This window comes from Flavobacterium hiemivividum (assembly GCF_004349145.1).
GTDB lineage: Bacteria > Bacteroidota > Bacteroidia > Flavobacteriales > Flavobacteriaceae > Flavobacterium > Flavobacterium hiemivividum.
Genome location: NZ_SMFO01000001.1, coordinates 592269 through 619016 on the forward strand (window position 1 = coordinate 592269; position 26748 = coordinate 619016).

Consider the following 26748-nt stretch of genomic DNA (forward strand, 5'->3'; position numbering starts at 1 on the left):
TTTTTGTTAGAATCAAGGTTTCAATTAAAAGAATCCCATTGGTTTTTTGTCGTAAGAGATCAACATGTTTTTCACAACACGGTAATGATCTAATGCCATTTTGTGGTTTTCACGACCAAATCCTGATTCTTTCACACCACCAAAAGGAGCGTGAGCAGGATAAGTATGATATTGGTTTACCCAAACTCTACCCGCTTGGATAGCACGTGGAACTTGGAATAATTCGTGGGCATCACGAGACCAAACACCAGCACCTAATCCGTAAGGAGTATCATTTGCAATAGCGATAGCTTCTTCAGTAGAGCTAAATGTAGTTAAAGCTACAACTGGTCCAAAAATTTCTTCTTGAAAAACACGCATATTGTTTGTTCCTTTCAGTACTGTTGGTTGGATGTAATATCCTTCAGAAATTTCACCTTCGTAGTTACCAGCGTCACCACCAGCTAATACTTCAGCACCTTCTTCTTTACCAATTTTGATGTAGTTAAGGATTTTTTCGTACTGTGGTTTAGAAACTTGAGAACCAATCATTGTTTCAGGATCTAAAGGATTACCTGTTTTGATAGCGCCTAAACGTACTTGCATTCTAGCGATAAAATCATCAGCGATATCTTCGTGAACTAAAATACGAGTTGGAGCTGTACAAATTTCACCTTGATTAAGAGCAAACATTAACGCTCCTTCGATCGCTTTACTGTAGAAATCATCGTCTTGATCTGCTACTGATGGGAAGAAAATATTTGGAGATTTTCCACCTAATTCCATTGTTACTGGAATAATGTTTTCAGCTGCATTGTGTAAAACTTTACGTCCTGTTTCAGTAGAACCAGTAAATGAAAGTTTAGCTACACGGTTTGAAGTTGCTAAAGCTGCACCCGCTTCTGCACCAAAACCAGTTACAATGTTTAATACACCTGCAGGTAAAATATCACCTATCAATTCCATTAACATTATTACACTAGTAGGAGTTTGTTCTGCTGGTTTTACAACTGCAGTACAACCTGCTGCTAAAGCTGGAGCAATTTTCCATGCTAGCATTAACATTGGGAAGTTCCAAGGAATGATTTCACCGACTACTCCAATAGGTTCGTGTAAAACGATACTTACTGTGTTTTTGTCATGCTCAGAGATACTTCCTTCGTCTGCACGGATAACTCCAGCAAAATAACGGAAGTGATCAATACAATAAGGGATATCTGCCGCTCTTGATTCACGGATTGGTTTACCGTTATCAATAGTTTCTAAGGTTGCCAAGTATTCGAAGTTATCTTCCATTACTTGAGCAATTTTTAACAACATATTGCTACGTTCCGTTGCTGAAGTTACACTCCAAGTTGGGAATGCTTCATGAGCTGCATCTAAAGCTAGGTCTATGTCTTCTTGAGTTGAACGAGCAGCTTGAGTAAATACTTTTCCATCAACTGGAGATACGTTATCGAAATACTGACCTTTAACAGGAGCTACGAACTTACCACCAATAAAATTCCCGTATCTTTCTTTGAATACAGGTTTAGTTACATTTGCCATAATTATATATTTAATTTTTAAATTATTTTGATGTAATCTCAAAGAATTGCTTCTTATTAATTACACTGCAAATGTATGGCCGGAGTTCCCTTAGCAAGTTATTGATTCAGTTCAATAACTTATGAAAAACGTTCAATATAATTATAGAGCGGAAAATCAGGCAATACACGAGTAATACTTACCTTAAAATCAGCGTTATAATTTATTTACTATCTAATTAGACACTTCTGTTGGACTAATTCCAAACTTGTTTTTAAAGGCTACACTAAAGTTAGACAGGTTGTTATAGCCAATATCTAAGTAGATATCAGATGCTTTTAAATCACCCGCTTGAAGCAGCTCTTTGGCTTTTTGTAGCCGTTTGTCTTGCAACCATTTCCCAGGAGCTTCATTGTACTCGGAAGTAAAATGACGTTTGAAAGTCGATAGACTCATGTTACATAAAAACGCAATTTCCTCTAATTTCAAATTAGAATGCACATTGCTTTCCACTATATTTTTAAAGGGCGACAGTTCTTTTGAGATTAAAGAATGCAAATAATATTCAAACTCATTTCCGTATTTGTTTAGTAAATACAGCATAATTTCTTCAAATTTCAAGACTAGTAAAGCGTCACTATAACTGTGATTTGAAAAAGTATCAGACGACAGCGAGTTGATAAACGCGGCGATATAATCATCGTTTTCAATCACAAAATACGGAACCTCTTCCTTATAAGGTTTCACGTTATTCGTGTATTTACTTAAAAAGTCCGTTAGTTTTTTCTCTGAAAAAAAGAAAAGCTTACAATAATAAATAGCTTGTGTATCGAGTAATTCTGTCCACAACCAATTTCCCTTTTTTAAAAGCAACGATTGTTTACTGTTTACCGCCACAGAATTGTCGGCAAAATGAACTTGCTTTTTACCCACTTGTAAAAAGCTAAACATATTCATACTCAGATTGACTTTACTTTTTACGACATCGCTAACCATTTTGAAATCATAAACAAATATGTCGGCTGGTATATTCTCTTCCTGAAAAAAAATCTCAGGTATATTTTCTATTGCCATGTTGTTCTTTTTAAAAGGATAAAAATAAGAAAATCAGTTAATCTTTAAGTACCTGAAGCCAAATCAACTACTATCGCTACCACTTTATTTCAATAAATAGGAAACCAATATAGATCCATAAAAATAGCCTGTATTTATTTTATTATGAAGCTCTTTACTTCGGTAGACAAAAGCGTAGGACAGGTTAAGGTTGTCTTTTCGAAATTTAAAACCCGCTTCTCCATTGAACCGAATGGGAATCAAATCAAAAGTCACTGGACTATTATCATTAATTAAACCGCCTTGAATTGTGGCATCATAAACCTGATATCTAATACTGGGAGCAATATAAAAATAAAACTCTGGCTCCAGTTTCCGAGATTCACTACTAACTGAGGCTCCATAGATATTAGAGTCATAAATAGGTGCTAATTTTTCGAAACCTATTCGAGACAAAAAACCAGCAGAAAAACCTGTAAAAACTGTTCCTAAATCGGCTTCAGATTGAAAATTAAAATCGACATAATTACTTTCCTTGCTAACGAACAACTTCTTAGCAAACATGAAATGAGTTTGAACAGCCACGCTATTTGCAACTTGAGTTTCCCAACCAAAGACAGGCTTATATTTAAAGAATTTGTGAAAACTTCTTTGTGTTTCTTCCGCAAATGATTTATTTCCTACAACGCCCAATACTATTCCGCCTTTAAAAACTGATTCGTTTTGGAAAAACAAACTCTTGCCGACACCTCCAAAAAGGTAACCTGCAAAAGGCCGGTCAATTACCGCTACCGCTCCCTTATTTATGAATTTAGGATTATAGATGTATTGCCCCATTGTTAACTCAACAACCTTTTTTCGTACTTTCTCGTCAGTATCCTTAACTAGAAACCGATAAAAAAGTTCAATACCATTCGTATAGTACTTATCATTCTTTGAAGAAGTATATAAATCGTTTTCAGTTATTAGACCTATTTCTCTTGTCCTACTTTGCCCAAAAACAAAAGTAGCAACCATAAATAAGAAAATAATATAAGTCCTTTTTGTCACGTTTTAATATTCAATTTTCCCTACAGTTCGCATGACGCGCATTATTTTTGTCTTTCTATTATTGATGTATGACGACGAACTCGTGGCAGTAAATTTTCTAGGGCTAGGTAAAATAGCAGCTATACCAGCCGCTTGAATAGGCGTAAGATTTTTAGCATCTTTTCTATACCAATGTTCAGCCGCCGCTTGAGCGCCATAAATACCCGTTCCCATTTCGATACTGTTCAAATACACTTCCATGATACGTTCTTTGCCCCAGATTACCTCAATAAGAACTGTGAAATAAGCTTCTAATCCTTTGCGCAAGTAACTGCGTCCTTGCCATAAGAAAACATTTTTCGCTGTTTGTTGCGATATCGTGCTTCCGCCTTTTATTTTTCGACCTCGTTCATTGCCTTTGTATGCTTTTTGCATCGCCTTAAAATCAAAACCATTGTGAAGTAAAAAAGTACCGTCCTCACTAGCAACAACAGCTTTTTGTAAATTCATCGAAATATTCTCGAGAGGTTCCCAGTCATGGCTAAATGAATTTTCTTTGCCGGCAGAGATATTTTCAACACTTCGCACCACCATTAAAGGCGTGAAGACAACGGGAACAAATTTATAAAATACCACAAAAAATAAAGAGATCCCAAAGAACCACAACATCATCTTAAATAAAAACCGACTTAGTTTACTCATAAAACTTGTTGATTGTTTTCTTACCGGTTTTTTAGCGGTTTTCCTTTGTACTATTCGTGTTGCCATTATATTAAATCTGCTAATTCTGTTCCTATTAAACTTCCTATTGCCACTCCCATTCCACCTAATCGTACTCCACAATACACGTTCTCCGATAATTGAGAAACGATAGGATTCTTGCTGTTGCCAATACCCATGATACCGCTCCAGCGATGGGCAATCTCAAACTTTTGATTGGGCAAAATTACTTCTTTTAATAATTGTTCCAATTTATTTTGTACTATTTCTGTTTGTGCAAATTCAGTAGTGGTTTCTGCGTCGAAATCAAGGTTTCTGCCACCTCCCAATAATATTCGATCTCCAATATTTCTAAAGTAATAGTATCCTCGATCTAAATGAAATGTTCCTTTTATATCTAAATTCTCAATAGGTTTAGTAATTAAAACTTGTGCTCTGGCAGGCTTTACTGCTCCATCCGTTAATTTACCTGAAAAACCATTAGTGGCAAACAAAACCTTTTTAGACAAAAAGCTAAAATCATTTAAAACCACTTCCACATCTTCTCCTTTGTCTAAAAAAGCGGTAACCGCTTGCTGATTTAAAATCAATATATTACTAGAAATAGCTTGTCGCAACAACTCTTGCATCATATTTCCAGTATCAATTTGAGCTTCGAATGGATTAAAAATCAAATGTTCCCGAACACCATTAAAACCAAAACGATCTATTTCTTTGGCAAACACATCCGATCTAAAAAGAGGTTTCAGAATCTCATTAATAAACGGTAATCTATTTGCACACTCGTTATAGCAACTTTCATCTTCGTTTAAAAACAATTCATATCCGCCGAAAGGCTTGAAATCTATCGCTTCATCTCCCAGGCGTTTCCGCAATAGCCGAAGTCCTTCCCAACGTTTGCTAACCAGTTGAAAAACCTCTTCCTCTGAATGCGATTTTAAGTCGTCAATAATCTCAGAAATACTTCCAAAACAAGCAAAACCAGCATTTTTAGTACTCGCTCCATGTGGCAACATTCCTTTTTCTAGTACTAGTATTTTACTTTCCGGGTACTTTTCGCGCAAGCGCAAAGCAGCATGTAACCCTACAATTCCGCTTCCTACGACCGTATAATCTACTTTTGTAAACCAATTTTTTAATTCCCAATAACTAAGCTGCATCTGAATAATTTTTATAAAAATAATATTTTTAGTCTAGTAAACAGCCATGAAACACTCTTTATTACTCTAGTGATTATTGAAAAGAGTTAACATAATCCTTTGGCTGTATTTAGATTATTATTGTAATTTAGAAGCTTAAATTTTAGCAAATAATTTATGAAAAAAATACTTCTTACAACCCTAACAATGATGAGCTTAAACGCCATGGCCCAGAACGTAATGACTCCCGAAACCCTATGGAAATTAGGCCGAGTGAGCGCCGTTGGTATTTCTAAGGACACTAAAAATGTAGTTTACAAGGTGACTACGCCTTCTATCGAAGAAAATAAATCTAGTTCAAAATTCTATATCGTTCCAGTAACTGGTGGAAATCCGACTGAAGTTAAAGAAACAAAAGACTTGTTAAAAGACAAAAATATTTCGCCTGACGGAAAATATATTGTCTATAGCGAAGAAGTGAAGATCAGCAACGTTCATGGAAAAGATTTCTATCCTAATTTGGAAAAATCAGAAGTTCAAATCTACGATGGCTTAGACTACCGCCATTGGGACACTTGGAACGAGGGAAAATACAACCACGTCCATTATAAAGAAAACCGTGAAGATGCAGTAGGAACTGACATAATGGGGAATGAACAATTTGACAGTCCGCAAAAACCTTTCGGTGGTGATGAAGATTACATCTGGTCGCCAGACAGTAAACAAATAATTTATGTTAGTAAGAAAAAATCTGGAACCCAGTATGCTGTTTCGACTAACACTAATATTTTTGAATACAGTCTAGAAACCGGACTTACTACTAATAGAACTGAAGAAAATCTTGGTTACGATATGGCTCCTCAATTTTCTCCAGCTGGTCACTTGACTTGGTTGCAGATGAAACGTGATGGATATGAAGCCGATAAAAACGACATCATAGTTGATTACAATGGTGCGAAAATGAATTTAACGGCAGCCTGGGACGGTACAGTGGACAGCTATTTATGGAGTAAAGACGGTAAAAAAATCTATTTTGCAGCTGCAGTCGATGGTACAAAACAACTTTTTGAAGTCAATTTCCCGGGTCGTACTAGAATTGCGGTTCAGGTTCAACAGCTTACCAAAGGTGATTTTGATATCAATGACTTAGTTGGATTTGCAGGGAATAGTATTATTGTTACCAGAGGCGATATGAACCATGCTTCGGAGATTTATTCCTTGGATCTAAAGAAAAATACTTGGAAACAAATCACAAATGTAAATAAGGAAACTTATGATTCCTTGGCGTTAAGCAAAACCGAAAAAAGATATGTGACCACAACTGACGGCAAAAAAATGTTAGTTTGGGTTATTCTCCCTCCTAATTTTGACGCTACCAAAAAATACCCAACACTTTTATATTGCCAAGGAGGACCACAAAGCGCCTTGACACAATTCTATTCTTTCCGTTGGAATTTTCAGTTGATGGCTGCAAATGGATATATAGTAGTAGCACCAAATCGTCGTGGAATGCCAGGACATGGAGTGGAATGGAATGAACAAATTAGTAAAGACTGGGGCGGACAAGTAATGGACGATTATCTTTCGGCGATTGATGATGTCGCTAAAGAAAGTTATGTTGACAAAGACCGTTTGGGCTGCGTTGGCGCGAGCTATGGTGGATATTCGGCATTCTATTTAGCCGGAATTCACAACAACCGATTCAAAACTTTCATTGCTCATGACGGTGTATTTAACACCCAAAGCATGTTTGGTACAACTGAGGAAGTTTTCTTTAGCAACTGGGATTTTGGTGGTGCTTACTGGGAAAAAGATAATATTGCAGCACAAAAAACCTACACTACATTCAATCCCATTAATCTAGTAGATAAATGGAACTCGCCAATCCTGATTATACAAGGTGGAAAGGATTTCCGTGTGCCAATAGGACAAGGACAAGAAGCTTTTCAAGCAGCACAATTGCGTGGTATAAAAAGTAGATTTCTTTATTTCCCTGAAGAAAACCATTGGGTTTTGAAACCACAAAATGCCCAAGTTTGGCAAAAAGAATTCTTCAAATGGCTTAAAGAAACATTATAAAACCATTACGCTTTTTTAAACTAAAATTAGCAAGTAACAATTTTGTTGTTTTGCATACCAACATTAAAATTCAAATAATAGAACATGTACAAATTTCCAATTAAAAGTCTTTTTATTGCCTCGACTTTCCTATTAGGCATAAACAGTATTTCAGCACAAGATGGCCTTGTCAATTCCCTAAAAATTAATGCAAGCGAAAAAAGCAAAGAAAGCTTCAAATTCACAGAAATAATCGACCTAGCGAATACTTCGATAAAAAACCAAGGTTCTTCAGGAACTTGCTGGAGTTATTGCACTAATTCTTATTTGGAATCAGAAATGATCCGCCTCGGAAAGCAACCCGTTGAGTTATCTCAAATTTATTCAGCTCGTAATGTTTATATCGAAAAAGGGAAAAATTATGTACGCATGCATGGAGCAGTAACTCTAGGCGACGGTGGTGCTTTGCATGATGTAATCAATATGTATGCTAAATACGGAGCCTTACCACAAGAGCTTTACACTGGTTTAAATTACGGAACGTCTAAAAATAAGTTTGCCGAAATGGGAGCTCTTATGGAAGGTGTATTGGCCGCAACTGTAAAAAATCCAAACGGAGAGTTGACTCCCAATTGGGAAAAAGCATATACTGCTGTAATCGATTCTTACTTAGGACAAGTTCCTGAGTCGTTTAACTACAAAGGAAAAAATTACACTCCACAAACATTTGCAAAAGAAGTAGTAGGAATAAATCCTGCTGATTACATCGAGATTTCTTCGTTCACAGACTCTCCTTATTATGCAAAATCGATGTTGATGGTTCCTGACAATTGGTCTTTCGACCTAATCTATAATGTACCGTTAAATGATATGACAAATATTATTGACAATGCATTAAAGAATGGATTTACCGTTGCATGGGCATCTGATGTAAGTGAAAAAAGCTTTAGCTGGAAAAACGGTGTAGCTTACGTTCCAGCGAAAAATATCGATGACATGACAGCGGCTGAGAAAGAAAACATGTTTAATGGTCCAAAACCAGAGTTGGAAATCACTCCTGAATTACGTCAAAAAGCATTCGATAATTATCAAACTACAGATGATCATGCTATGCATATTGTAGGTCTTGCAAAGGATCAAACAGGAAAAGAATACTATGTGGTAAAAAACTCTTGGGGAACAACTAACGACTACAAAGGATACCTTTATGTTAGTAAAAACTATGTAAAATATAAGACTACCGCGTTTATGGTAAATAAAGCTGGAATTCCAGCTGATATTGCTAAAAAGCTAGGCGTGTAATTTCACAATCGAGCGGCGCCTAAAACGCACAAATTTTTGTCCTATGTTATTCGAAAACCAAAAAACCAATATCTTACACATTACAAGATAGAGCGATTCGAGAGTTCAAACTACACTAGGACATTCTTTTATCAATTAAAGAATATAAAATATCTAAATTCGCCCCACATTAATTCTAAAAAATGGGAAATAAAAACAGCAATATTCCCGTAAAAGTATTTATAAGCTACATCGCTCTAGCGATGCTTGTGGTTAGTGTGGGGTGGGTTTTATATACTGAAAACAAGATCTATTCTAAAATTGAAAGCGAAATTGACTTCGAAGAAAATAAGGTTTTAAAAATCAGTAAACTATTTTCAAATGTTTACGAAACAGAAAGCTTAGCTCGAAAAACAATTCAATCCAATTCAGAAGATGATTTTAAAACCTATCTACTAAAAACGGATTCACTGCAAATTCGACTCAATTTACTAAAAAAAGTCGTATCCAGTACCTATCAGACTAAATTGCTCGACAGCGTTACCGTTTTACTTTCGGAAAAAACTAATAACATAAGGCAGCTCAGGCAAATTAAAAATAAAACAACAGACGAGGCATCTGTAAAAAATGCTATACAGGAATTAAGCATATTAGAGAACTCTTTACGCAAATTAAAACTACAAGATTTTCATTCACGACCTGAGAACCTAAGTAAATACCAATATAATGTATTGCAAAATTACGTTGATTATCTCAATCAAAACATCCCTGATGATAGCTCAAATACTTTAACAAAAAAAGCCTCTGATTCTATTTTATCTGCGTCTAAACGATTATTAAATGATGTAAAAATAGAAACTGAAAAGAAAAAAGCATCTTTAGCAATTCAAGAAAAAAAACTAATCAACAACGAAATTCTAATATCAGATCAGCTTAGAAAAGTACTTCATATAATAGAGCGAGAAATCATCGTTCACTCTTTAAAAAACAATAACGAAAGAGAAAAATCACTCAAAAGAATCAATCAAATAGTTTCTGCAGCGGCAATCGTAGGATTATTACTCACCGTGTTTTTTTCGATACTTATTACCAGCGATTTTTCTAAAACGCAATTGTATAAAAAACAACTAGAGATTGCTAACTTTAAAGCCCGAAATTTACTTAAAAGCAGAGAACAACTCATTTCTACAGTAAGTCACGACTTAAAAACACCACTTAGTACCCTTGCCGGTTATGCTGAATTACTTAGTAATTCTGAATTAACAAACAAACAATCTTATTTTACTAATAATATTAAAAACGCATCGGAATACATTTCGAGATTAGTAAAGGATTTATTAGATTTTTCACAACTTGAAGCAGGGAAAATCAAGATCGAAAAATCTCCTTTTTCAATAAAGGAAACAATTAATGAAGTAGCCAAAAACATACAAACGGTTCACCAACAAAAGAATATTGATCTCTTAATTACAATTGACGAAAAGCTAAATCAATCCATCATAGGTGACGAGTTTAGATTGAAGCAGGTCATAATTAATATTATAGGAAATGCTTATAAATTTACGCAACAAGGATTCATAGCAATAAACGCAACCTTAGATGCAACAAAAAAGATCGTTTTTATCAGCATTACAGATTCTGGAATTGGAATAGAAAAAGCAAGTCAAAACTTAATTTTCGAAGAATTTACTCAAGCAAATGAATCGATTGAAAAAACATTTGGTGGAACTGGTTTAGGATTATCAATTTCGAAAAAAATTATCGCACTATTAGGTGGCGAATTGTACTTAAAGGAAAGCTCTGAAAAAGGAAGTTGTTTTGAGATTAAATTACCAATTACTTTTGCCAAATCAATCGACGAACGTATAGCAGCTCCAACTATTTACATTCCAATACAAAAAAATAAAACCATTATTGCAATTGATGACGATGCTAATTTACTTCAATTAACAACCGAAGTTCTTAAACAACATCATACTGTGCTTTCCTTTTCTAATGCACAAGAAGCATTAGATGAAATCCGCATAAACGAGTTTGATTTACTAATTACTGACATACAAATGCCCATAATGGATGGATTTGAATTTGTAAAAGCCATGCAAGGGAAAGAGAAGAATAATTATAAAAACCAACCTATAATTGCCGTTACTGGACGAACAGACCTAAGTGATGAAACCTATAAAAAAGCAGGTTTTACTGTAGTTCTAACTAAGCCATTTACACCTAACATTCTTCTCGAAACTATTGACGCGATTTTCTCTAAAACTTCACTTCCAGTACAAGATAAAACAATTTTCAAAACACATGAAAGACTATTTTCTTTAGCGTCTTTACGTTTATTGTTAAATAATGATGCCGAAGCAGTAAAAAACATAATAGAATCCCTTATACATTCTACAGACGCTAACATTATAGAATTAGAAAATAATATTGAGAAACGAGAGCAGCAAAAAATAAAAGAAGTTGCTCATAAAATGGCACCGATCTTCAAGCAAATTGAAGCAACAGACGTCGCACTCATTTTAACGCAGCTCGAATCACAGAATTTTAATTCAACTCAATTAAAAGCGCATTTATCCGATCTCAAATCGAAAATATCGGTGCTTTTTGTAGAAATAAGGAAAGTAATCTAATTGATGTCGTATAATTTGAGTTTATTATACAGCGTTTTACGAGTAATTTTCAACAATTTAGCCGCCTCAGATTTATTGTTTTGCGTCTTACCCAAAGCATAAACAATCGCCTCTTTTTCATTTTCAGACAGCGAAAAATCATTAGTCGTACTTTTATTATTTTGAAAAAACTCCGCTGGTAAAACATTACTTTCTATAAAATCTCCTTGTGTCAAAAGTGTAGAACGCTTAATGCAGTTTTGCATTTCACGGAGGTTTCCGGGCCAAGGATAGTTTTGAAAAATACTCACAACTTCGCTAGAGAAACCAATAACATCTTTCTGTAATTGCTCGTTTGCTTTATCTAAAAAGAACTCTGCAAAAATCATTAAGTCTTCGGTACGTTCAGAAAGTGATGGAGAATGTATAGAAAACTCATTAATTCTATGGTATAAATCTTCTCTAAAACTACCATTCTTAACTGCTTCGCGCAAATCTTCATTAGTAGCAGTAATAATTCTAATATCTACTTGCATTTCTTTATTACTACCTACAGGTTTTATCTTTCGCTCCTGTAAAGCGCGCAACAGCTGAATTTGGTTTTCATAAGATAAATTCCCTATTTCGTCCAAAAATATTGTTCCGCCATTGGCCGCTTCAAAATACCCAATTTTATCAGAAATTGCTCCAGTAAACGAGCCTTTTAAATGTCCGAAAAATTCACTTGCAGCCAACTCTTTTGGAATAGCCCCACAATCAACGGCTATAAAATTAGTTCCCTTTCGATTGCTTTTTTGATGAATACTCTTTGCTATAATTTCTTTTCCTGTTCCGCTTTCGCCAATAATTAGAACCGACATATCAGTAGGGCTGACCAGCTGAATGTGCTCTGCTAATTTTTTGGAAGCATTAGAAATGCCTTGAATATAATCTGAGCCAGTTGTTTTTTTTGAATTAGAATCACTTGCTTTACTCCTATTAGGTTTATTTTCGAAAGTTTCCATTGCATTAGTGATCACCAATAAGACTTCATCAGGGTTAAATGGTTTCGAAATATAATCCGATGCTCCATTTTTAATAGCCTTAACAGCAGTATTCACATCAGAATAACCCGTCATTAAAACAATGGGGATTTGTGAATTAATAGCTTTAAATTCAGTCAACAACTCAATCCCATTGGCATCTGGCAATCGTAAATCAGTTAAAATCAAATCAAAAGTTCCCTTTTGTAAAAGTAATCGAGCATCGGTAGCAGAGAAAGAAGTGGTTACTTCGTAACTGTTTTTGGTTAGGAATTTATCTAACAGTTTACAAAACGAAATATCATCTTCAATTATTAAAATCTTTGGCATGAGTCTGGGAACTTTTTACGCTAAATTAAGTCATATATTATTGTATTTTCATAAAATTATGCAAAAAAAGTGGCTGTAAATACAGCCACTTTTTTTGAACAAAAACTTAAAATTATTTTATTTTTGGATCCAGTTTCCATTTGCATCAGCAAATAAAGAACCTACTTTTTCACCTACTGTAATGTCTAGTTTATATTCTTTTTTGTCGTTTATATAAGCCTTTGAAACAACAGCCTCTGGATACGCTTTCTTTAATGCTTCAGTAATTGCTGCTGGCAATTCTTCCACTTTTATTTCAGTGTAAGCATCAGTTGCAGGAACGGTTTGCTCAGTAGTTGTTGCTTCTTTTGTTTCTTCTTGTACCTGTGCAGACATGGTTGTTAAACTTCCTAATACGATTGCTGCGGATAAAATTAATTTTTTCATGATAGTATATTTTTAATTGTTGTAAAATTCTGGTAGATATTTATTTTTGAATCCAGTTTCCATTTGCATCAGCAAATAAAGAACCTGCTTTTTCACCTACTGTAACGTCTAGTTTATATTCTTTTTTGTCGTTTATGTAAGCCTTTGAAACGACAGCTTCTGGATACGCCTTTTTTAATGCTTCAGTAATTGCTGCTGGCAATTCTTCCATTTTTATTTCAGTGTAAACATCAGTTGCAGGAGCGGTTTGCTCAGTAGTTGTTGCTTCTTTCGTTTCTTCTTGTACCTGTGCAGACATTGTTGTTAAACTTCCTAATACGATTGCTGCGGATAAAATTAATTTTTTCATAGTTTGTTTATTTTAGATATTTAATTACTGTTTTCTACATCAGACAATGAAATTATTATGCCACTACGTTTATTAATAGAACCAACCCATCAACTATCTGATAACTTGTTAATTACTAAAACAACAATCTTATAAAAAGTGTATACTTGTGTGTAGTGACTACAGTAAGTGTGTCATTTTTATACACTATACTAAAAATAAAACCATAAAAAAAGTCGCACATAGGTGCGACTTAGTTATAATAAAAAGAATAAATAAATTATTCTGGAGCAATCATTTTAAAGGTATCCATAAAAGCAGTAGTATATTCTCCAGCAATGTAGCGCGGATCATCCATTAACTGCCTATGAAAAGGTATTGTCGTTTTAATTCCTTCAATTACAAATTCATCTAATGCTCTTCTCATTTTACTAATTGCTTCTTCTCTAGTTTGAGCTGTAGTAATTATCTTAGCGATCATAGAGTCATAATTTGGTGGGATCGTATATCCTGAATACACATGAGTATCTAAGCGAACACCGTGTCCTCCTGGCGTATGAAGTGTCGTAATTTTTCCTGGAGAAGGTCTAAAATCATTATAAGGATCTTCAGCATTAATACGACATTCAATTGCATGCAATTGAGGCAAATAATTTTTACCCGAGATAGGCACTCCTGCAGCAACTAATATTTGCTCACGAATTAAATCATAGTCAATTACTTGTTCTGTAATAGGATGCTCTACCTGAATACGAGTATTCATTTCCATGAAATAGAAATTACGGTGTTTGTCAACCAAGAACTCTACAGTTCCAGCACCTTCATACTTAATATATTCAGCTGCTTTTACCGCCGCATCACCCATTTTCATGCGCAATTCGTCTGTCATAAATGGAGAAGGCGTTTCTTCAGTCAATTTTTGATGACGTCTTTGTACTGAACAGTCTCTTTCAGAAAGGTGACATGCTTTTCCATAAGAATCACCAATAATTTGGATTTCAATATGACGAGGCTCTTCGATTAATTTTTCAAGATACATTCCGTCATTTCCAAAAGCAGCAGCAGATTCCTGACGCGCACTTTCCCATGCTTTATGTAATTCTTCTTCTTTCCAAACGGCACGCATACCTTTTCCACCACCACCGGCAGTAGCTTTTAACATAACTGGAAAACCAAACTCTCTAGAAAGCTCTAAAGCTTGTTCGTAAGATTCCAAAATTCCAACAGATCCAGGAACACAAGGCACTCCAGCTTCAATCATTGTAGCTTTAGCAGAGGCTTTATCACCCATTCTATCAATCATTTCTGGCGAAGCTCCAATAAACTTAATACCGTGCTCTTGACAAATTTTAGAAAATTTTGAATTTTCAGAAAGAAAGCCGTAACCAGGATGTATCGCATCAGCATTTGTAATTTCTGCAGCGGCAATAATATTTGACATTTTCAAATAGGACAAGTTACTGGGAGGCGGTCCTATACAAACAGCTTCATCAGCAAACCTAACGTGCAAACTTTCTACATCAGCAGTAGAGTAAACAGCCACCGTTTTAATGCCCATTTCTTTACAAGTTCTAATTACGCGAAGCGCAATTTCTCCTCTATTTGCAATTAATATTTTTTTAAACATCTATTTTGAGTTATGAGTTATGAGTTATGAGTTTTTTAAAATTATGAGTTGATTGAGAATCAGCTTACAATTTATAATTCATAATTTATAATTAATTAAGATGGATCAACTAAGAATAAAGGTTGGTCAAATTCTACTGGCGACATGTCATCAACCAATATTTTTACAATTTTACCAGAAACTTCAGATTCAATTTCATTGAATAATTTCATTGCTTCAATTACACATAGAACATCTCCTTTTGAAATAGTAGTTCCTACTTCAACAAACATCGCTTTGTCTGGAGATGGTTTTCTATAAAAGGTTCCAATAATTGGAGATTTTATAGTAATGTATTTGTTTTCTTCTACCGCAGGAGTCTCTACCGCAGCTGCAACTGGCGCAACGTTTTGAATAGGCATTGCTTGTTGAAGTTGGTTGTGAGCTGGCATTTGTTGTACATACGTAGTTTCTGTTGTACTGCCTTCTATAGTTGTTCTAATGGTGATTTTAACATCATCCATTTCCAATTTAACTTCTGCAACTCCCGAATTTGCTACAAATTTGATTAGGTTCTGAATTTCTTTTAAATCCATAATTATTTGTTTTTAGTTTAAATTTATTTTTTGTCGTATGCCCATTTTAAATAAACAGACCCCCAAGTGAAACCACCTCCAAAGGCAGCCAAGATGATTGTGTCCCCTTTTTTAAATAAGTGTTCAAAATCATAAAGCACTAGAGGCAATGTTGCAGAAGTAGTATTTCCATACTTCTCTATATTCATTAAAACCTTGGATTCTTCTAAATTCATTCTGCTAGCCGTCGCATCAATGATACGCTTATTAGCCTGATGTGGAACTAACCAGTCAACATCTGCGTTGCTCAAGTCATTCCTTTTCATAATTAGCTCACTGGCGTCAGCCATATTTGTTACTGCATATTTAAACACAGTCTTTCCATCTTGAACAATATTATGTCTGTTCTCTTCCACAGTTTTTATAGAAGTAGGATGTAGAGATCCTCCAGCATCAATCTTTAAAAAATCACGACCTACACCATCACTTCTTAAATACTCATCCTGCAATCCTAATCCCTCATAATTTGGTTCGAATAAAACAGCACCTGCTCCATCGCCAAAAATGATACAAGTAGAACGGTCTGTATAATCTACAATAGAAGACATTTTATCAGCTCCTATTAATAGTACTTTTTTATATTTTCCAGATTGAATGTAAGCTGAAGCAACTGACATTCCATATATAAAACTGGAACAAGCTGCCTGTAAATCAAAAGCAAAAGCATTTGTAGCGCCTATTGCAGTTGCAACATAAACTCCAGTCGAAGCAACTGGCATGTCTGGCGTAGCTGTTGCCATTACTATTAAATCAATATCTAAAGGATTAATATTTCCTTTAGCTAATAAATCTTCTGCTGCTTTTATGGCTAAATACGACGTTCCTTTGTCTGCGTCTTTAAGAATTCTTCTTTCTTTAATTCCTGTTCGAGAAGTGATCCACTCGTCATTTGTATCGACCATAGTTTCAAGGACTTTGTTTGAAAGTACAAAGTCAGGAACATAGGCTCCAACAGCGGTTATTGCGGCTGTGATTGTATTCATGGTATTTGAATATTTTTTTTCAAATAATGACATTTGAAAAAACGATTAAAAGAGTTGAAAATTACAAAAAAATATCTAAACCTCCTGATTTAGAACTTCTTATTTATGAAAATTATAAACAACAAAAAAACTCTCACGAAGTGAGAGTTCCAATATCATTTGCAAAAAAATGCATTAAGCAACAGCTACAGACTTATCTATAACAACTTGCCCTCTGTAATACATTTTCCCTTCATGCCAGTAGGCTCTATGGTATAAATGCGCCTCACCCGTAATTGGGCAAGTAGCGATTTGTGCTACAGTAGCTTTATAATGCGTTCTTCTCTTATCTCTTCTTGTTTTGGAGATTTTTCTCTTAGGATGTGCCATTTTACTATATTATTTATCCGTTAATAGTTGCTTTAATTTGTCCCAACGCGGGTCAATATTCTCTTCTTTATCTTGTATTGTGTCTTCTTCAACCTGTTCTTCATTCTCTTCCTTATGTTCTTCCAGAACTAATTCCTTTAATCTTTCAAGAGCTTCCGTTTTTAAACTTCCGTCTTGAACACCTGGATGAACCCGTCTTAAAGGTACAGAAAGCGCAATCATTTCATATATATACTGAGCAATGTCTATTTCAAATTCTCCAAATGGCAGAATCAACAACTCCTCATTATCATTATTATATACGTCACCAAAACGAACTATCAATTTCATCTCGCCTTTTATTGGCAAATCAAAATCTTCACTCGTTAAATCACAAGGTACATTTACTGTTCCTTCGTGCTTGAAAATCAATTCCAGCATCGTGCTTTTCTTCTCTAAAACTACGTTTACTTTGATGTTTGAATTTTCAAATTCATCATAATCAAAGATTTCAAAGAACGCATTACTTATTTGATATTCAAAATGATGTTTCCCTAGCTTTAATCCCACAAATGGAATTAAATATTGTTTAGTCTTATTCATTTCGCCAAAATTTTGCCCCAAACTTCGGGAGTGCAAAGATATAAAATTATTACAAAACTAATAATGTTATTTATCTTTTTTTATTTAGTGCTGTTTTTCCCTAACTTTTAGTGGTTTCTCACTAATTTCTGCATACTCAATTCTGGATCGATAAATATCTAAAGCAAGATAAACCGCTTCCTTAAACGAGTTATAATCCGCCATTCCTTTCCCAGCAATATCATAAGCAGTTCCATGATCTGGAGAAGTTCTTATTTTACTCAAACCAGCTGTATAATTCACCCCATTACCAAAAGATAATGTTTTAAAAGGAATCAATCCTTGATCATGATAAGTAGCAATTACCGCATCATAATTCTCATATTGCCCGCTTCCAAAAAAACCATCCGCCGCAAAAGGGCCAAAAACTAAGGTGCCTTTTTCGAATATTTTTTTCAATGTTGGCTTCAACACCGCATCATCTTCTTTACCTATCACACCACCATCACCACAATGCGGATTTAATCCTAATACAGCAATCTTTGGTTTATTGATACTAAAATCCTGAATCAGCGCTTTTCTTACCGTCTCAATTTTTTCTCGAATAAGCTCTTCAGTAAGTCGGGACGCCACTTCACTAACAGGAATATGATCTGTCAACAAACCCACTCTTAAATTACCTTGAACCATCAACATCAACGCATTCCCTTCTAATTCCTGATCTAAATAATCCGTATGCCCAGGAAACTTAAACTCTTCTGATTGAATATTGTATTTATTTATTGGCGCAGTAACTAAAACATCCACCAATCCTTCTTTTAAAGCATTTGTAGCAGCAATAAATGATTTTACCGCATACTCACCTACCTTATCATCATTTACTCCAAGATTCAAATCCACACCTTCTCTCCAAAGATTGAAAACATTGATCTTCCCAGGAAGAATTTGATCTAACTTATCAATTCCATGAAGCGGAACCGCTGAGTCTAAATTCTTTTTTATAAATGACATTATTTTCACATTAGCAAAAATAACAGGAGTACACAGTTCTAACATTCGAGAATCCTCGAAAGTTTTAAGAACAACCTCGCTTCCAATACCGTTTAAATCTCCTATCGAAATTCCAACAATTATATTTTCTGCTTTTTTCATCATTACCTCTAGTTATTTATTACTAATTTTGAAGTGCAAATTTAGTAAAATAAAACAAGAAATGTTTACAGGAATCATAGAAACCCTTGGTACAATCCAAGAAATAAAAAAAGAGAAAGACAATATTCACATTACGATCGACTCCTCCATCACGACCGAACTAAAAATCGACCAAAGCGTTTCCCACAATGGGATTTGCCTAACTGTAGTAGAAATAAAAGACACCTCATACACCGTTACCGCAATTAACGAAACAATTCAAAAAACAAATCTAGGAGATTGGAGAGTAGGTGACAGCGTCAACCTCGAGAGAGCCATGAAATTAGGCGACCGTCTTGACGGACACATTGTACAAGGACATGTAGACCAAACAGGCACATGTATTGAAGCCGAAGAAACCAATGGTAGTTGGCATTACACCTTCGAATACGATCAAACCTTAAACAACCTTACTATCGAAAAAGGTTCGATTACCGTAAACGGAGTAAGCTTAACAGTCGTAAACTCAAAGAAAAATCAATTTAGTGTCGCAATAATTCCCTACACCCACGAACACACTAATTTTAAGAATTTCGTGATTGGTACAAAGATAAACTTGGAGTTTGATGTTATTGGCAAATATGTTTCTCGTTTATACAGCCAAAATTAAAAAACTCTTTTTTAAAATCAAAAGCTCCAATTTAAATTGAAGCTTTTGATTTTAATCTGTGATTATAGATAATATAAATTCCAAATAGAAGCGCAATTATTACTAAAATAATGATATTTTCATCAATTGGCAGTCCCGGAGGAGGAGGAGGAGTTCCTGACGTCGACGTAGAAGTCGGCTCAGGAGGTGTTTCCGCATGCGCAACTATCCAGTTCAAAACCAGCGCAATCGACAATAAAAATCTATTTGAAATCATCTTCATACGCTTCAAAAATAGCAAATCAATTGATTAAAAAAAGCAATTTAAGCTGTTTATTCCTATTATTTGACCAAATCAATAATATATCCATAAAGATATACTCTCACAAAAACAGCTTTCTCAAGATAAAGATACCTCTTTTTTAAATGAATTTACATTTTTACATACAAAACAAAACCCTTCAAAATAATTAATTTTGAAGGGTTTTTTATGTGGTCCCACCTGGGCTCGAACCAGGGACCACCTGATTATGAGTCAGGTGCTCTAACCAGCTGAGCTATAGGACCGGTTAAGAGTGTGCAATATTACTACTATTTTTCGTTTGCTCCAAATATTTCTAGCTTAGATTTTTAACCAACTTACATCTTTTAAAGATTTAAATCACAAAACCATTGATTATTAGCTTTTAAACTTTCTAAAAAAAATTATTTTATTTCTTGACAAAGCTCAATCAAAACCCCATTAGTACTTTTAGGGTGCAAGAAGGCTACCAATTTATTATCAGCTCCTTTCTTTGGAACTTCATTTAAGACAACAAAACCCTCATTTTTAAGTCGGGCAATTTCTTCTTCTATGTTTTCTACATCAAAAGCTATGTGATGAATACCCTCGCCTTTCTTTTCTAAAAATTTAGCAATAGGACTCTCTGGATTTGTCGCCGCCAAAAGCTCAATTTTATTAGGTCCGTTCATAAAAAATGAAGTTGTCACTCCTTCACTTTCGACTTCCTCAAATTTATAAGCCGGAGCTCCAAAAAGTTTTTCAAACAATAAATTTGAAACTTCTAAATCTTTTACCGCAATCCCTATATGCTCTATTTTTCTCATTTTTTACACCTTCTACTTATTTTCATTTGTAAAACACTGCAAAAATTACAAATAAATTATAATTGCACGCCCTATCATTATGTAAAAATAAACATTAAAAAACAAAATGCAGCAGAACAGCGTCAAAAGTACACCTAATCGATTACCTATAATAATTTTATAAAAAACTTCAATCTCAGCAATTATAATTGTTATTTTGTACCCTCTAATACTAATTTGATATGTTGAAAAACAATTTAAGATATATTTCCCTTCTGTTGCTTATAGTTATCGCAAGTTGCGCCAAAAGAGGATCCATCACAGGAGGCCTAAAAGACACGATTGCCCCCGTATTAAAAACGAGTTTCCCTGAAAATTTTAGCACAAATTTTAAAGGAGACGAAATTAAATTGACCTTCGATGAAAACATCAAGCTTAAAAACCTAAATAAGCAATTGATTATTTCACCTCCCATGAAATACGAACCGATTATTTCTCCAACATCTGCATCTAAATTTCTTTCGATAAAAATAATAGACACTCTTAAAGCTAACACAACGTATAGCATCAACTTTGGCCAAAGCATCGCTGATAATAACGAAGGAAACCCCTACAATCAATTCAAATATATTTTTTCAACTGGGGATTATATCGACTCCTTAGCCCTTGGAGGCAGAATTAAAGACGCCTATGATATAGAAGTAGCACCTTTTGTTTCTGTGATGCTTTATGACGTAAATGAAACCTTTAATGACTCCGTTATTTACAACGAGAATCCCAGATATATTACAAATACCTTAGACAGTTTAAAAACATTTCGACTAGAAAATTTAAAAGCTGGAAAATACCTTCTTGTGGCGCTGAAAGACAAAAACAGTAATAATAAATTCAATCCTAAAGAGGACAAAATTGCTTTCATCAAAAATTTCATCACTATTCCAAATGACACTGTGTATGAATTGGAATTATTCAAGGAAGTATTACCATTCAAAGCCTTTAAGCCTACACAAGCATCCGGAAATAGATTAGTCATGGCTTATGAAGGAAATATGAGTTTAGCTAATTCTAGACCATCAATAACGCTAAAAAACAACAACGAAAACTTAGCTTCGATTATTACTCAGCTACCTAAAAAAGATTCACTCCAAATATGGTTTAAACCCCTTAAAGCGGATTCTTTATCATTGGCTGTAGCCAAAAATAAATACCAAAAAGACTTTACGTTCAAAATTAAGGACCAGAAAAAAGACACCTTAAACATCGCTGCGATTTACAACGGCAACTTGCATTTTAGAAATCGGTTTACATTAGAAAGCAACACGCCTTTAGTAAAGTTCGACAATTCGAAAATAAAAATCATCAGCAAAGATTCAACTGCTATTCCGTTTACTACTGAATATGATGAATTCAACCAGAAATTATTTATTGACTTCAAGAAAGAACCATTAGAAAAATATACCTTCAGCATCCTACCAGGCGCACTTACTGATTTTTTCGAAAAATCGAATGACACTTTAAAATACAATATTACTACTCAAAACACTTCAGATTATGGGAACCTTAGAGTAAAATTGCAAAACGTAAAACGCTTCCCAGTCATTGTAGAATTAACAAATCTAAAAGGAGACATTTTAGCTTCAGAATATACAGAGAGTGACACTACAGTTGATTTCAACCTGATGGAACCCTCTTTATTCACGCTTCGTGCCATTTATGACGATAATAAAAATAAAGTCTACGATTCAGGAAATTATCTAGAGAAACGCTATTCTGAAGAGGTGATTTATTTTTCAAAAGAAATAGACATCAGAGCAAATTGGGATGTAGAACAAGTTTTTGACCTGAGTATTCCGTACACACCGGAGCCAAAAAAGAAAACAGAAAATAAGAAAAAATCTAGTTTTTAAGCTCAAAACCATCTTGATCATTTAAAAAACCAAGTTTTTTACGAGTCTCAATTAATTTTGATTTATCTAAAGTTGCCTTTAGAACAGCATCATTTCCTTGTGGCTCGGCTAAATAATCACCCAAGCAATCAACCACTTGCGAATGTCCTATATAAGAATGTCCATTATTGTCTTCTCCAGTTCTATTGACGCCAATTGCATAACTCATATTTTCTATTGCTCGAGCTTTCAACAAAGCATCCCAAGCATTAGTTCTAATTTTTGGCCAACTGGCAACATAAATCAGCAAATCATAATTTTCGACATTTCTAGAAAAAACCGGAAAACGCAAATCATAACATACAAGCGGACAGATTTTCCAACCTAAATACTCAACAATCAATTTTTTAGTCCCTGCCGTATATACTTTTTCCTCTCCCGCAAGAGTAAATAAATGCCTTTTATCATAATACTGAATTTCGCCCGAAGGGAACACAAACAACATTCTATTATAAAAATTACCGTTCTCCTCAATAACAACACTTCCCGTGATAGCACTGTTTTTAGCTTTTGCCAAAGATTGCATCCACAGTACAGTTTCTCCCTCCATTGCCTCGGCAACAGCCCTCGGATTCATAGTAAATCCCGTGGTGAACATCTCTGGAAGCACAATTAAATCAATCTTTTCAGAAAGTGAATTAATTTTTTCTTCGAAATAATCGCGATTTAACTTTGGGTTTTCCCAAATCAAAGAAGCTTGAATCAATATAACTTGCATTGCTTTATTTATTTTTTATAAAATTAAGAAATATCACAGTAATTTAAGTTCATTATATTAGCTAAAAAAAACATGAAAAAGAAACTACTCCTTTGCACCATGCTAATCTCTGTTTTTGCTTTCGCTCAACAAAAATCAGGTGCAAAACAATTTTGGGAAAACTTACAGAAACAATGCGGAAAATCTTTTGAAGGCCAAGTTACTGAAGGAGCCGACAATGATACTTTTCGAAATAAAAAATTAGTAATGCACGTTCGCAATTGTGGAGAAACTACAATCAGAATTCCGTTTTTTGTAGCTGATGACAAATCTCGAACTTGGGTATTAACCTATAAAAATGAACGTATTCAATTGAAACACGACCACCGTCACGAAGACGGTTCGGAAGATAAAGTTACTCAATATGGTGGAACAACGACTAATTCTGGTTCGTCAACACTACAGTTTTTCCCAGCAGACCAACAAACCTATGATACAATTCCAAATGCCGCTGCCAATGTTTGGTGGATCACTTTAGACGAAACATCGTTTACCTATAATCTAAGACGCATTGGTTCAGAACGATTGTTTACAGTAAAATTTGATTTAACAAAAACACTCCCTACACCTGCTGCGCCCTGGGGCTGGAAAGATTAACTATTTCAAATAAATTGGACAAAAAAAACGCATTCAAATCAATGAATGCGTTTTTTTAATATTGAAAAACGAGTTGTTTTTTAACCTTTCATACTTGCAGATAAATATTCTCTGTTCATACGAGCAATGTTCTCTAAAGAAATTCCTTTCGGACATTCAACCTCACATGCTCCAGTATTCGAACAGTTTCCGAAACCTTCCGCATCCATTTGGCTCACCATATTTAATACACGATCAGTTGCTTCAATTTTACCTTGAGGCAATAATGCATATTGAGATACTTTTGCAGCCACAAATAACATTGCAGAAGAGTTTTTACAACTCGCTACACAAGCTCCGCAACCAATACAAGTAGCAGCATCAAACGCATCGTCAGCATCTTGCTTGTTAATTGGAATAGCATTAGCGTCGATTGTATTTCCTGAAGTATTTACAGATATAAATCCACCAGCATGTTGAATTCTATCAAAAGCACTACGATTAACAACTAAATCTTTAACTACTGGAAAAGCAGCTGCGCGAAATGGTTCGATGGTAATTGTATCACCATCCTTAAACATACGCATGTGCAATTGACAAGTTGTTACACCTCTATCTGGTCCGTGTGCTTCTCCGTTAATGAATAAAGAACACATTCCGCAAATTCCTTCGCGACAGTCATGATCAAAAGCAACTGGTTCGCCACCTTTGCTCATTAAATCTTCATTGAAAACGTCTAGCATTTCAAGGAAAGACATGTCTGGCTCAATTCCGTCAATTTGATAATCAACCATTGCTCCTTTATCTTGGGCGTTTTTTTGACGCCATATTTTTAATGTAAGTTTCATACTTTTTTAGTTTGAAAGTCATAAAAACGAAAGTCGAAAGTCGATTGACGTGAAGTCATTTCATCTTACTACTTTAGCCTTTTAACTAAATGCTATTTGTAATTTCTTTGAACTAATTTAACGGCATCAAATACCAAATCTTCCTTGTGTAAAACAGCGTCACTAGGTTTTCCTTTGTATTCCCAAGCAGCCACGTAAGCGAAATTTTCGTCATCACGTTTTGCTTCCCCATCTTCTGTTTGATATTCCTCACGGAAATGTCCTCCACAAGACTCGTTACGGTGCAATGCATCCTTAGCAAATAATTCGCCTAGTTCTAAAAAGTCAGCTACACGAGTTGCTTTCTCTAGTTCTTGGTTGAACCCTTTGTCTGTCCCAGGAATTTTTACATCCTTATAAAACTCTTCACGTAAAGCAGAGATTTCATTGATTGCTTCGTTTAGTCCTTGAGCATTACGAGCCATACCCACTTTGTCCCACATAATTTTCCCTAATTTCCTGTGGAAATAGTCAACAGAATGTGTTCCGTTATTGTTCATGAATCTATAGATTTGGTCCTTAACTCCTTTTTCTGCAGCTTCAAATTCTGGAGAATCAGTTGGGATAGGCCCCATTTTAATATCTGGTGATAAGTAATCTCCAATTGTGTATGGCAATACAAAATAACCATCAGCTAAACCTTGCATTAAGGCAGAAGCTCCAAGTCTATTTGCACCGTGATCAGAGAAGTTAGATTCTCCAATTGAGAAACATCCAGGAATTGTAGTCATCAAGTTATAATCAACCCATGTCCCACCCATTGTGTAGTGAACCGCTGGGTAAATCATCATAGGTGAAGTATAAGGATCCTCATCTACAATTTTATAATACATCTGGAATAAATTCCCGTATTTATTTTTTACAACTTCAGTACCTAGTTTAGTAACCGCTTTTTTATCATTAGCATCAATTCCTTTTAAGAATGCCTGCTCTTTTCCGTAACGTTGTATCGCTGCAGCAAAATCCAAGTAAACTGCTTCACCTGTTTTGTTTACTCCAAAACCAGCGTCACATCTTTCTTTAGCTGCACGAGAAGCTACATCTCTAGGAACTAAGTTACCAAAAGCTGGGTATCTTCTTTCTAAGTAATAATCTCTTTCAGCTTCAGATAAATCAATTGCTTTTTTCTTTCCTTCACGAATTGCCTTAGCATCTTCTAGTTTAGCAGGAACCCAAATACGACCATCATTACGCAATGACTCTGACATCAAAGTTAATTTCGATTGGTGGTCTCCAGAAACTGGAATACATGTTGGATGAATTTGCGTGTAACAAGGATTTGCAAAGTAAGCTCCTTTTTTATGGATTTTCCATGCTGCTGTAGCATTAGACCCCATTGCATTTGTTGATAAGAAAAATACATTTCCGTAACCACCAGAAGCGATCACAACTGCATGAGCAGAATGTCTTTCGATTTCACCAGTAATTAAATTACGAGCGATAATCCCTCTTGCTTTTCCGTTTACGATTACTATATCTAGCATCTCGTGACGGTTGTGCATTTTTATTTTTCCACGACCTATTTGACGATTCATTGCTGAGTAAGCACCAAGTAACAATTGCTGTCCTGTTTGCCCTCTAGCATAAAACGTTCTCGATACTAGCGCACCACCAAAAGAACGATTATCTAATAAACCTCCATATTCACGCGCCAATGGAACTCCTTGAGCCACACATTGGTCAATGATATTTGTTGAAACTTCCGCAAGACGGTGTACGTTTGCTTCACGAGCGCGGTAATCTCCTCCTTTTACAGTGTCATAAAACAATCTAAAAGTTGAATCTCCGTCTCCTTGATAATTTTTTGCAGCGTTAATACCACCTTGTGCTGCAATCGAGTGCGCACGACGAGGTGAATCTTGAAAACAAAATGCCTTAACGTTATATCCTAGCTCTGCCAAAGTTGCAGCAGCAGAACCTCCAGCTAATCCTGTACCAACAACAATAACATCAAGGTTACGTTTGTTAGCAGGATTTACTAAATTAATATGATCTTTATAATTTGTCCATTTGTCCGAAATAGGACCGTTTGGAATTTTTGAGTCTAATGCCATTATA

General features: G+C 35.0%; 24 protein-coding genes and 1 tRNA gene. 6 read left to right on the plus strand and 19 right to left on the minus strand.

Going from position 1 to position 26748, the window contains the following annotated elements; genetic code table 11:
- Window positions 1-24: 24 nt before the first annotated feature.
- The 5 genes from E0F98_RS02675 to E0F98_RS02695 all read right to left on the minus strand — a co-directional run bounded on the left by E0F98_RS02675 (window position 25) and on the right by E0F98_RS02695 (window position 5468).
- On the minus strand, window positions 25-1527 hold the full coding sequence (locus E0F98_RS02675) for an aldehyde dehydrogenase family protein (protein WP_132108929.1): 1503 nt from the start codon (window positions 1525-1527) through the stop codon (window positions 25-27).
- Between the two features lie 213 nt (window positions 1528-1740).
- Entirely contained in the window at window positions 1741-2580 is an 840-nt protein-coding gene (locus E0F98_RS02680; RefSeq protein WP_132108930.1) for a helix-turn-helix domain-containing protein, read from the minus strand.
- Between the two features lie 84 nt (window positions 2581-2664).
- Complete coding sequence (locus E0F98_RS02685) at window positions 2665-3609, minus strand: lipid A deacylase LpxR family protein (RefSeq protein WP_243699187.1); 945 nt, start codon at window positions 3607-3609, stop codon at window positions 2665-2667.
- Between the two features lie 3 nt (window positions 3610-3612).
- Window positions 3613-4356, minus strand: coding sequence for a monofunctional biosynthetic peptidoglycan transglycosylase (mtgA, locus tag E0F98_RS02690; protein WP_132108931.1), 744 nt, complete (start codon window positions 4354-4356; stop codon window positions 3613-3615).
- A complete protein-coding gene (locus E0F98_RS02695; RefSeq protein WP_132108932.1) occupies window positions 4356-5468 on the minus strand; it encodes an NAD(P)/FAD-dependent oxidoreductase in 1113 nt (370 codons plus the stop codon). Before E0F98_RS02695 ends, mtgA begins: the two co-directional genes overlap by 1 nt.
- Before the next feature lie 156 nt (window positions 5469-5624).
- Between E0F98_RS02695 and E0F98_RS02700 the strand changes: the two genes are divergently transcribed.
- From E0F98_RS02700 to E0F98_RS02710, 3 genes are all read left to right on the plus strand, one after another.
- The gene (locus tag E0F98_RS02700) at window positions 5625-7526 is read left to right on the plus strand and encodes a S9 family peptidase (protein ID WP_132108933.1); all 1902 of its coding nucleotides are present in this window, start codon (window positions 5625-5627) and stop codon (window positions 7524-7526) included.
- 84 nt (window positions 7527-7610) lie between these two features.
- Window positions 7611-8807 (plus strand): C1 family peptidase, encoded by a 1197-nt coding sequence (locus E0F98_RS02705; protein ID WP_132108934.1) that lies wholly within the window; start codon window positions 7611-7613, stop codon window positions 8805-8807.
- A gap of 182 nt (window positions 8808-8989) precedes the next feature.
- The gene (locus E0F98_RS02710) at window positions 8990-11419 is read left to right on the plus strand and encodes a hybrid sensor histidine kinase/response regulator (protein WP_132108936.1); all 2430 of its coding nucleotides are present in this window, start codon (window positions 8990-8992) and stop codon (window positions 11417-11419) included.
- Here the strand turns inward: E0F98_RS02710 and E0F98_RS02715 are convergent.
- From E0F98_RS02715 to pdxA, 9 genes are all read right to left on the minus strand, one after another.
- Window positions 11416-12750, minus strand: a complete 1335-nt coding sequence (locus E0F98_RS02715) for a sigma-54-dependent transcriptional regulator (RefSeq protein WP_132108938.1) — start codon at window positions 12748-12750, stop codon at window positions 11416-11418. The genes E0F98_RS02710 and E0F98_RS02715 overlap by 4 nt on opposite strands.
- A 117-nt stretch (window positions 12751-12867) precedes the next feature.
- On the minus strand, window positions 12868-13176 hold the full coding sequence (locus E0F98_RS02720) for a hypothetical protein (RefSeq protein ID WP_132108940.1): 309 nt from the start codon (window positions 13174-13176) through the stop codon (window positions 12868-12870).
- A 40-nt stretch (window positions 13177-13216) separates the two neighbouring features.
- Window positions 13217-13525 carry a hypothetical protein gene (locus tag E0F98_RS02725; protein ID WP_132108942.1) on the minus strand — a complete coding sequence of 103 codons (309 nt, stop codon included), beginning with the start codon at window positions 13523-13525 and terminating at the stop codon, window positions 13217-13219.
- A gap of 259 nt (window positions 13526-13784) precedes the next feature.
- Window positions 13785-15131 (minus strand): acetyl-CoA carboxylase biotin carboxylase subunit, encoded by a 1347-nt coding sequence (gene accC / locus E0F98_RS02730; RefSeq protein ID WP_132108944.1) that lies wholly within the window; start codon window positions 15129-15131, stop codon window positions 13785-13787.
- Between the two features lie 95 nt (window positions 15132-15226).
- The gene (gene accB, locus E0F98_RS02735) at window positions 15227-15706 is read right to left on the minus strand and encodes an acetyl-CoA carboxylase biotin carboxyl carrier protein (protein ID WP_132108946.1); all 480 of its coding nucleotides are present in this window, start codon (window positions 15704-15706) and stop codon (window positions 15227-15229) included.
- Window positions 15707-15729: 23 nt separating this feature from the next.
- Entirely contained in the window at window positions 15730-16728 is a 999-nt protein-coding gene (locus tag E0F98_RS02740) for a beta-ketoacyl-ACP synthase III (protein WP_132108948.1), read from the minus strand.
- Between the two features lie 174 nt (window positions 16729-16902).
- Window positions 16903-17097, minus strand: a complete 195-nt coding sequence (gene rpmF / locus E0F98_RS02745) for a 50S ribosomal protein L32 (protein ID WP_007137315.1) — start codon at window positions 17095-17097, stop codon at window positions 16903-16905.
- 9 nt (window positions 17098-17106) lie between these two features.
- Entirely contained in the window at window positions 17107-17679 is a 573-nt protein-coding gene (locus E0F98_RS02750; RefSeq protein ID WP_132108950.1) for a YceD family protein, read from the minus strand.
- Window positions 17680-17763: 84 nt separating this feature from the next.
- Entirely contained in the window at window positions 17764-18813 is a 1050-nt protein-coding gene (gene pdxA / locus E0F98_RS02755) for a 4-hydroxythreonine-4-phosphate dehydrogenase PdxA (RefSeq protein ID WP_132108952.1), read from the minus strand.
- A gap of 58 nt (window positions 18814-18871) precedes the next feature.
- Here pdxA and E0F98_RS02760 point away from each other — a divergent pair, with 58 nt between their 5' ends.
- Window positions 18872-19459 (plus strand): riboflavin synthase, encoded by a 588-nt coding sequence (locus E0F98_RS02760; protein WP_132108954.1) that lies wholly within the window; start codon window positions 18872-18874, stop codon window positions 19457-19459.
- Window positions 19460-19931: 472 nt separating this feature from the next.
- Here E0F98_RS02760 and E0F98_RS02765 read toward each other — a convergent pair.
- Together E0F98_RS02765 and mce are read right to left on the minus strand one after the other, a co-directional pair.
- Window positions 19932-20005, minus strand: a tRNA-Ile gene (locus tag E0F98_RS02765).
- A gap of 138 nt (window positions 20006-20143) precedes the next feature.
- The gene (mce, locus tag E0F98_RS02770; protein WP_132108956.1) at window positions 20144-20545 is read right to left on the minus strand and encodes a methylmalonyl-CoA epimerase; all 402 of its coding nucleotides are present in this window, start codon (window positions 20543-20545) and stop codon (window positions 20144-20146) included.
- Between the two features lie 221 nt (window positions 20546-20766).
- Here mce and E0F98_RS02775 point away from each other — a divergent pair, with 221 nt between their 5' ends.
- Entirely contained in the window at window positions 20767-22431 is a 1665-nt protein-coding gene (locus tag E0F98_RS02775) for an Ig-like domain-containing protein (RefSeq protein WP_132108958.1), read from the plus strand.
- Here the strand turns inward: E0F98_RS02775 and E0F98_RS02780 are convergent.
- Window positions 22421-23188, minus strand: coding sequence for an amidohydrolase (locus E0F98_RS02780; protein ID WP_132108960.1), 768 nt, complete (start codon window positions 23186-23188; stop codon window positions 22421-22423). The two genes, E0F98_RS02775 and E0F98_RS02780, sit on opposite strands and share 11 nt — an antisense overlap.
- A gap of 72 nt (window positions 23189-23260) precedes the next feature.
- Here E0F98_RS02780 and E0F98_RS02785 point away from each other — a divergent pair, with 72 nt between their 5' ends.
- Entirely contained in the window at window positions 23261-23824 is a 564-nt protein-coding gene (locus E0F98_RS02785; RefSeq protein ID WP_132108962.1) for a hypothetical protein, read from the plus strand.
- A gap of 80 nt (window positions 23825-23904) precedes the next feature.
- Here E0F98_RS02785 and E0F98_RS02790 read toward each other — a convergent pair whose 3' ends face one another.
- Both E0F98_RS02790 and E0F98_RS02795 read right to left on the minus strand, forming a co-directional pair.
- The gene (locus E0F98_RS02790) at window positions 23905-24651 is read right to left on the minus strand and encodes a succinate dehydrogenase/fumarate reductase iron-sulfur subunit (RefSeq protein ID WP_132108964.1); all 747 of its coding nucleotides are present in this window, start codon (window positions 24649-24651) and stop codon (window positions 23905-23907) included.
- Window positions 24652-24743: 92 nt separating this feature from the next.
- On the minus strand, window positions 24744-26744 hold the full coding sequence (locus E0F98_RS02795) for a fumarate reductase/succinate dehydrogenase flavoprotein subunit (protein ID WP_132108966.1): 2001 nt from the start codon (window positions 26742-26744) through the stop codon (window positions 24744-24746).
- Window positions 26745-26748: the final 4 nt, after the last annotated feature.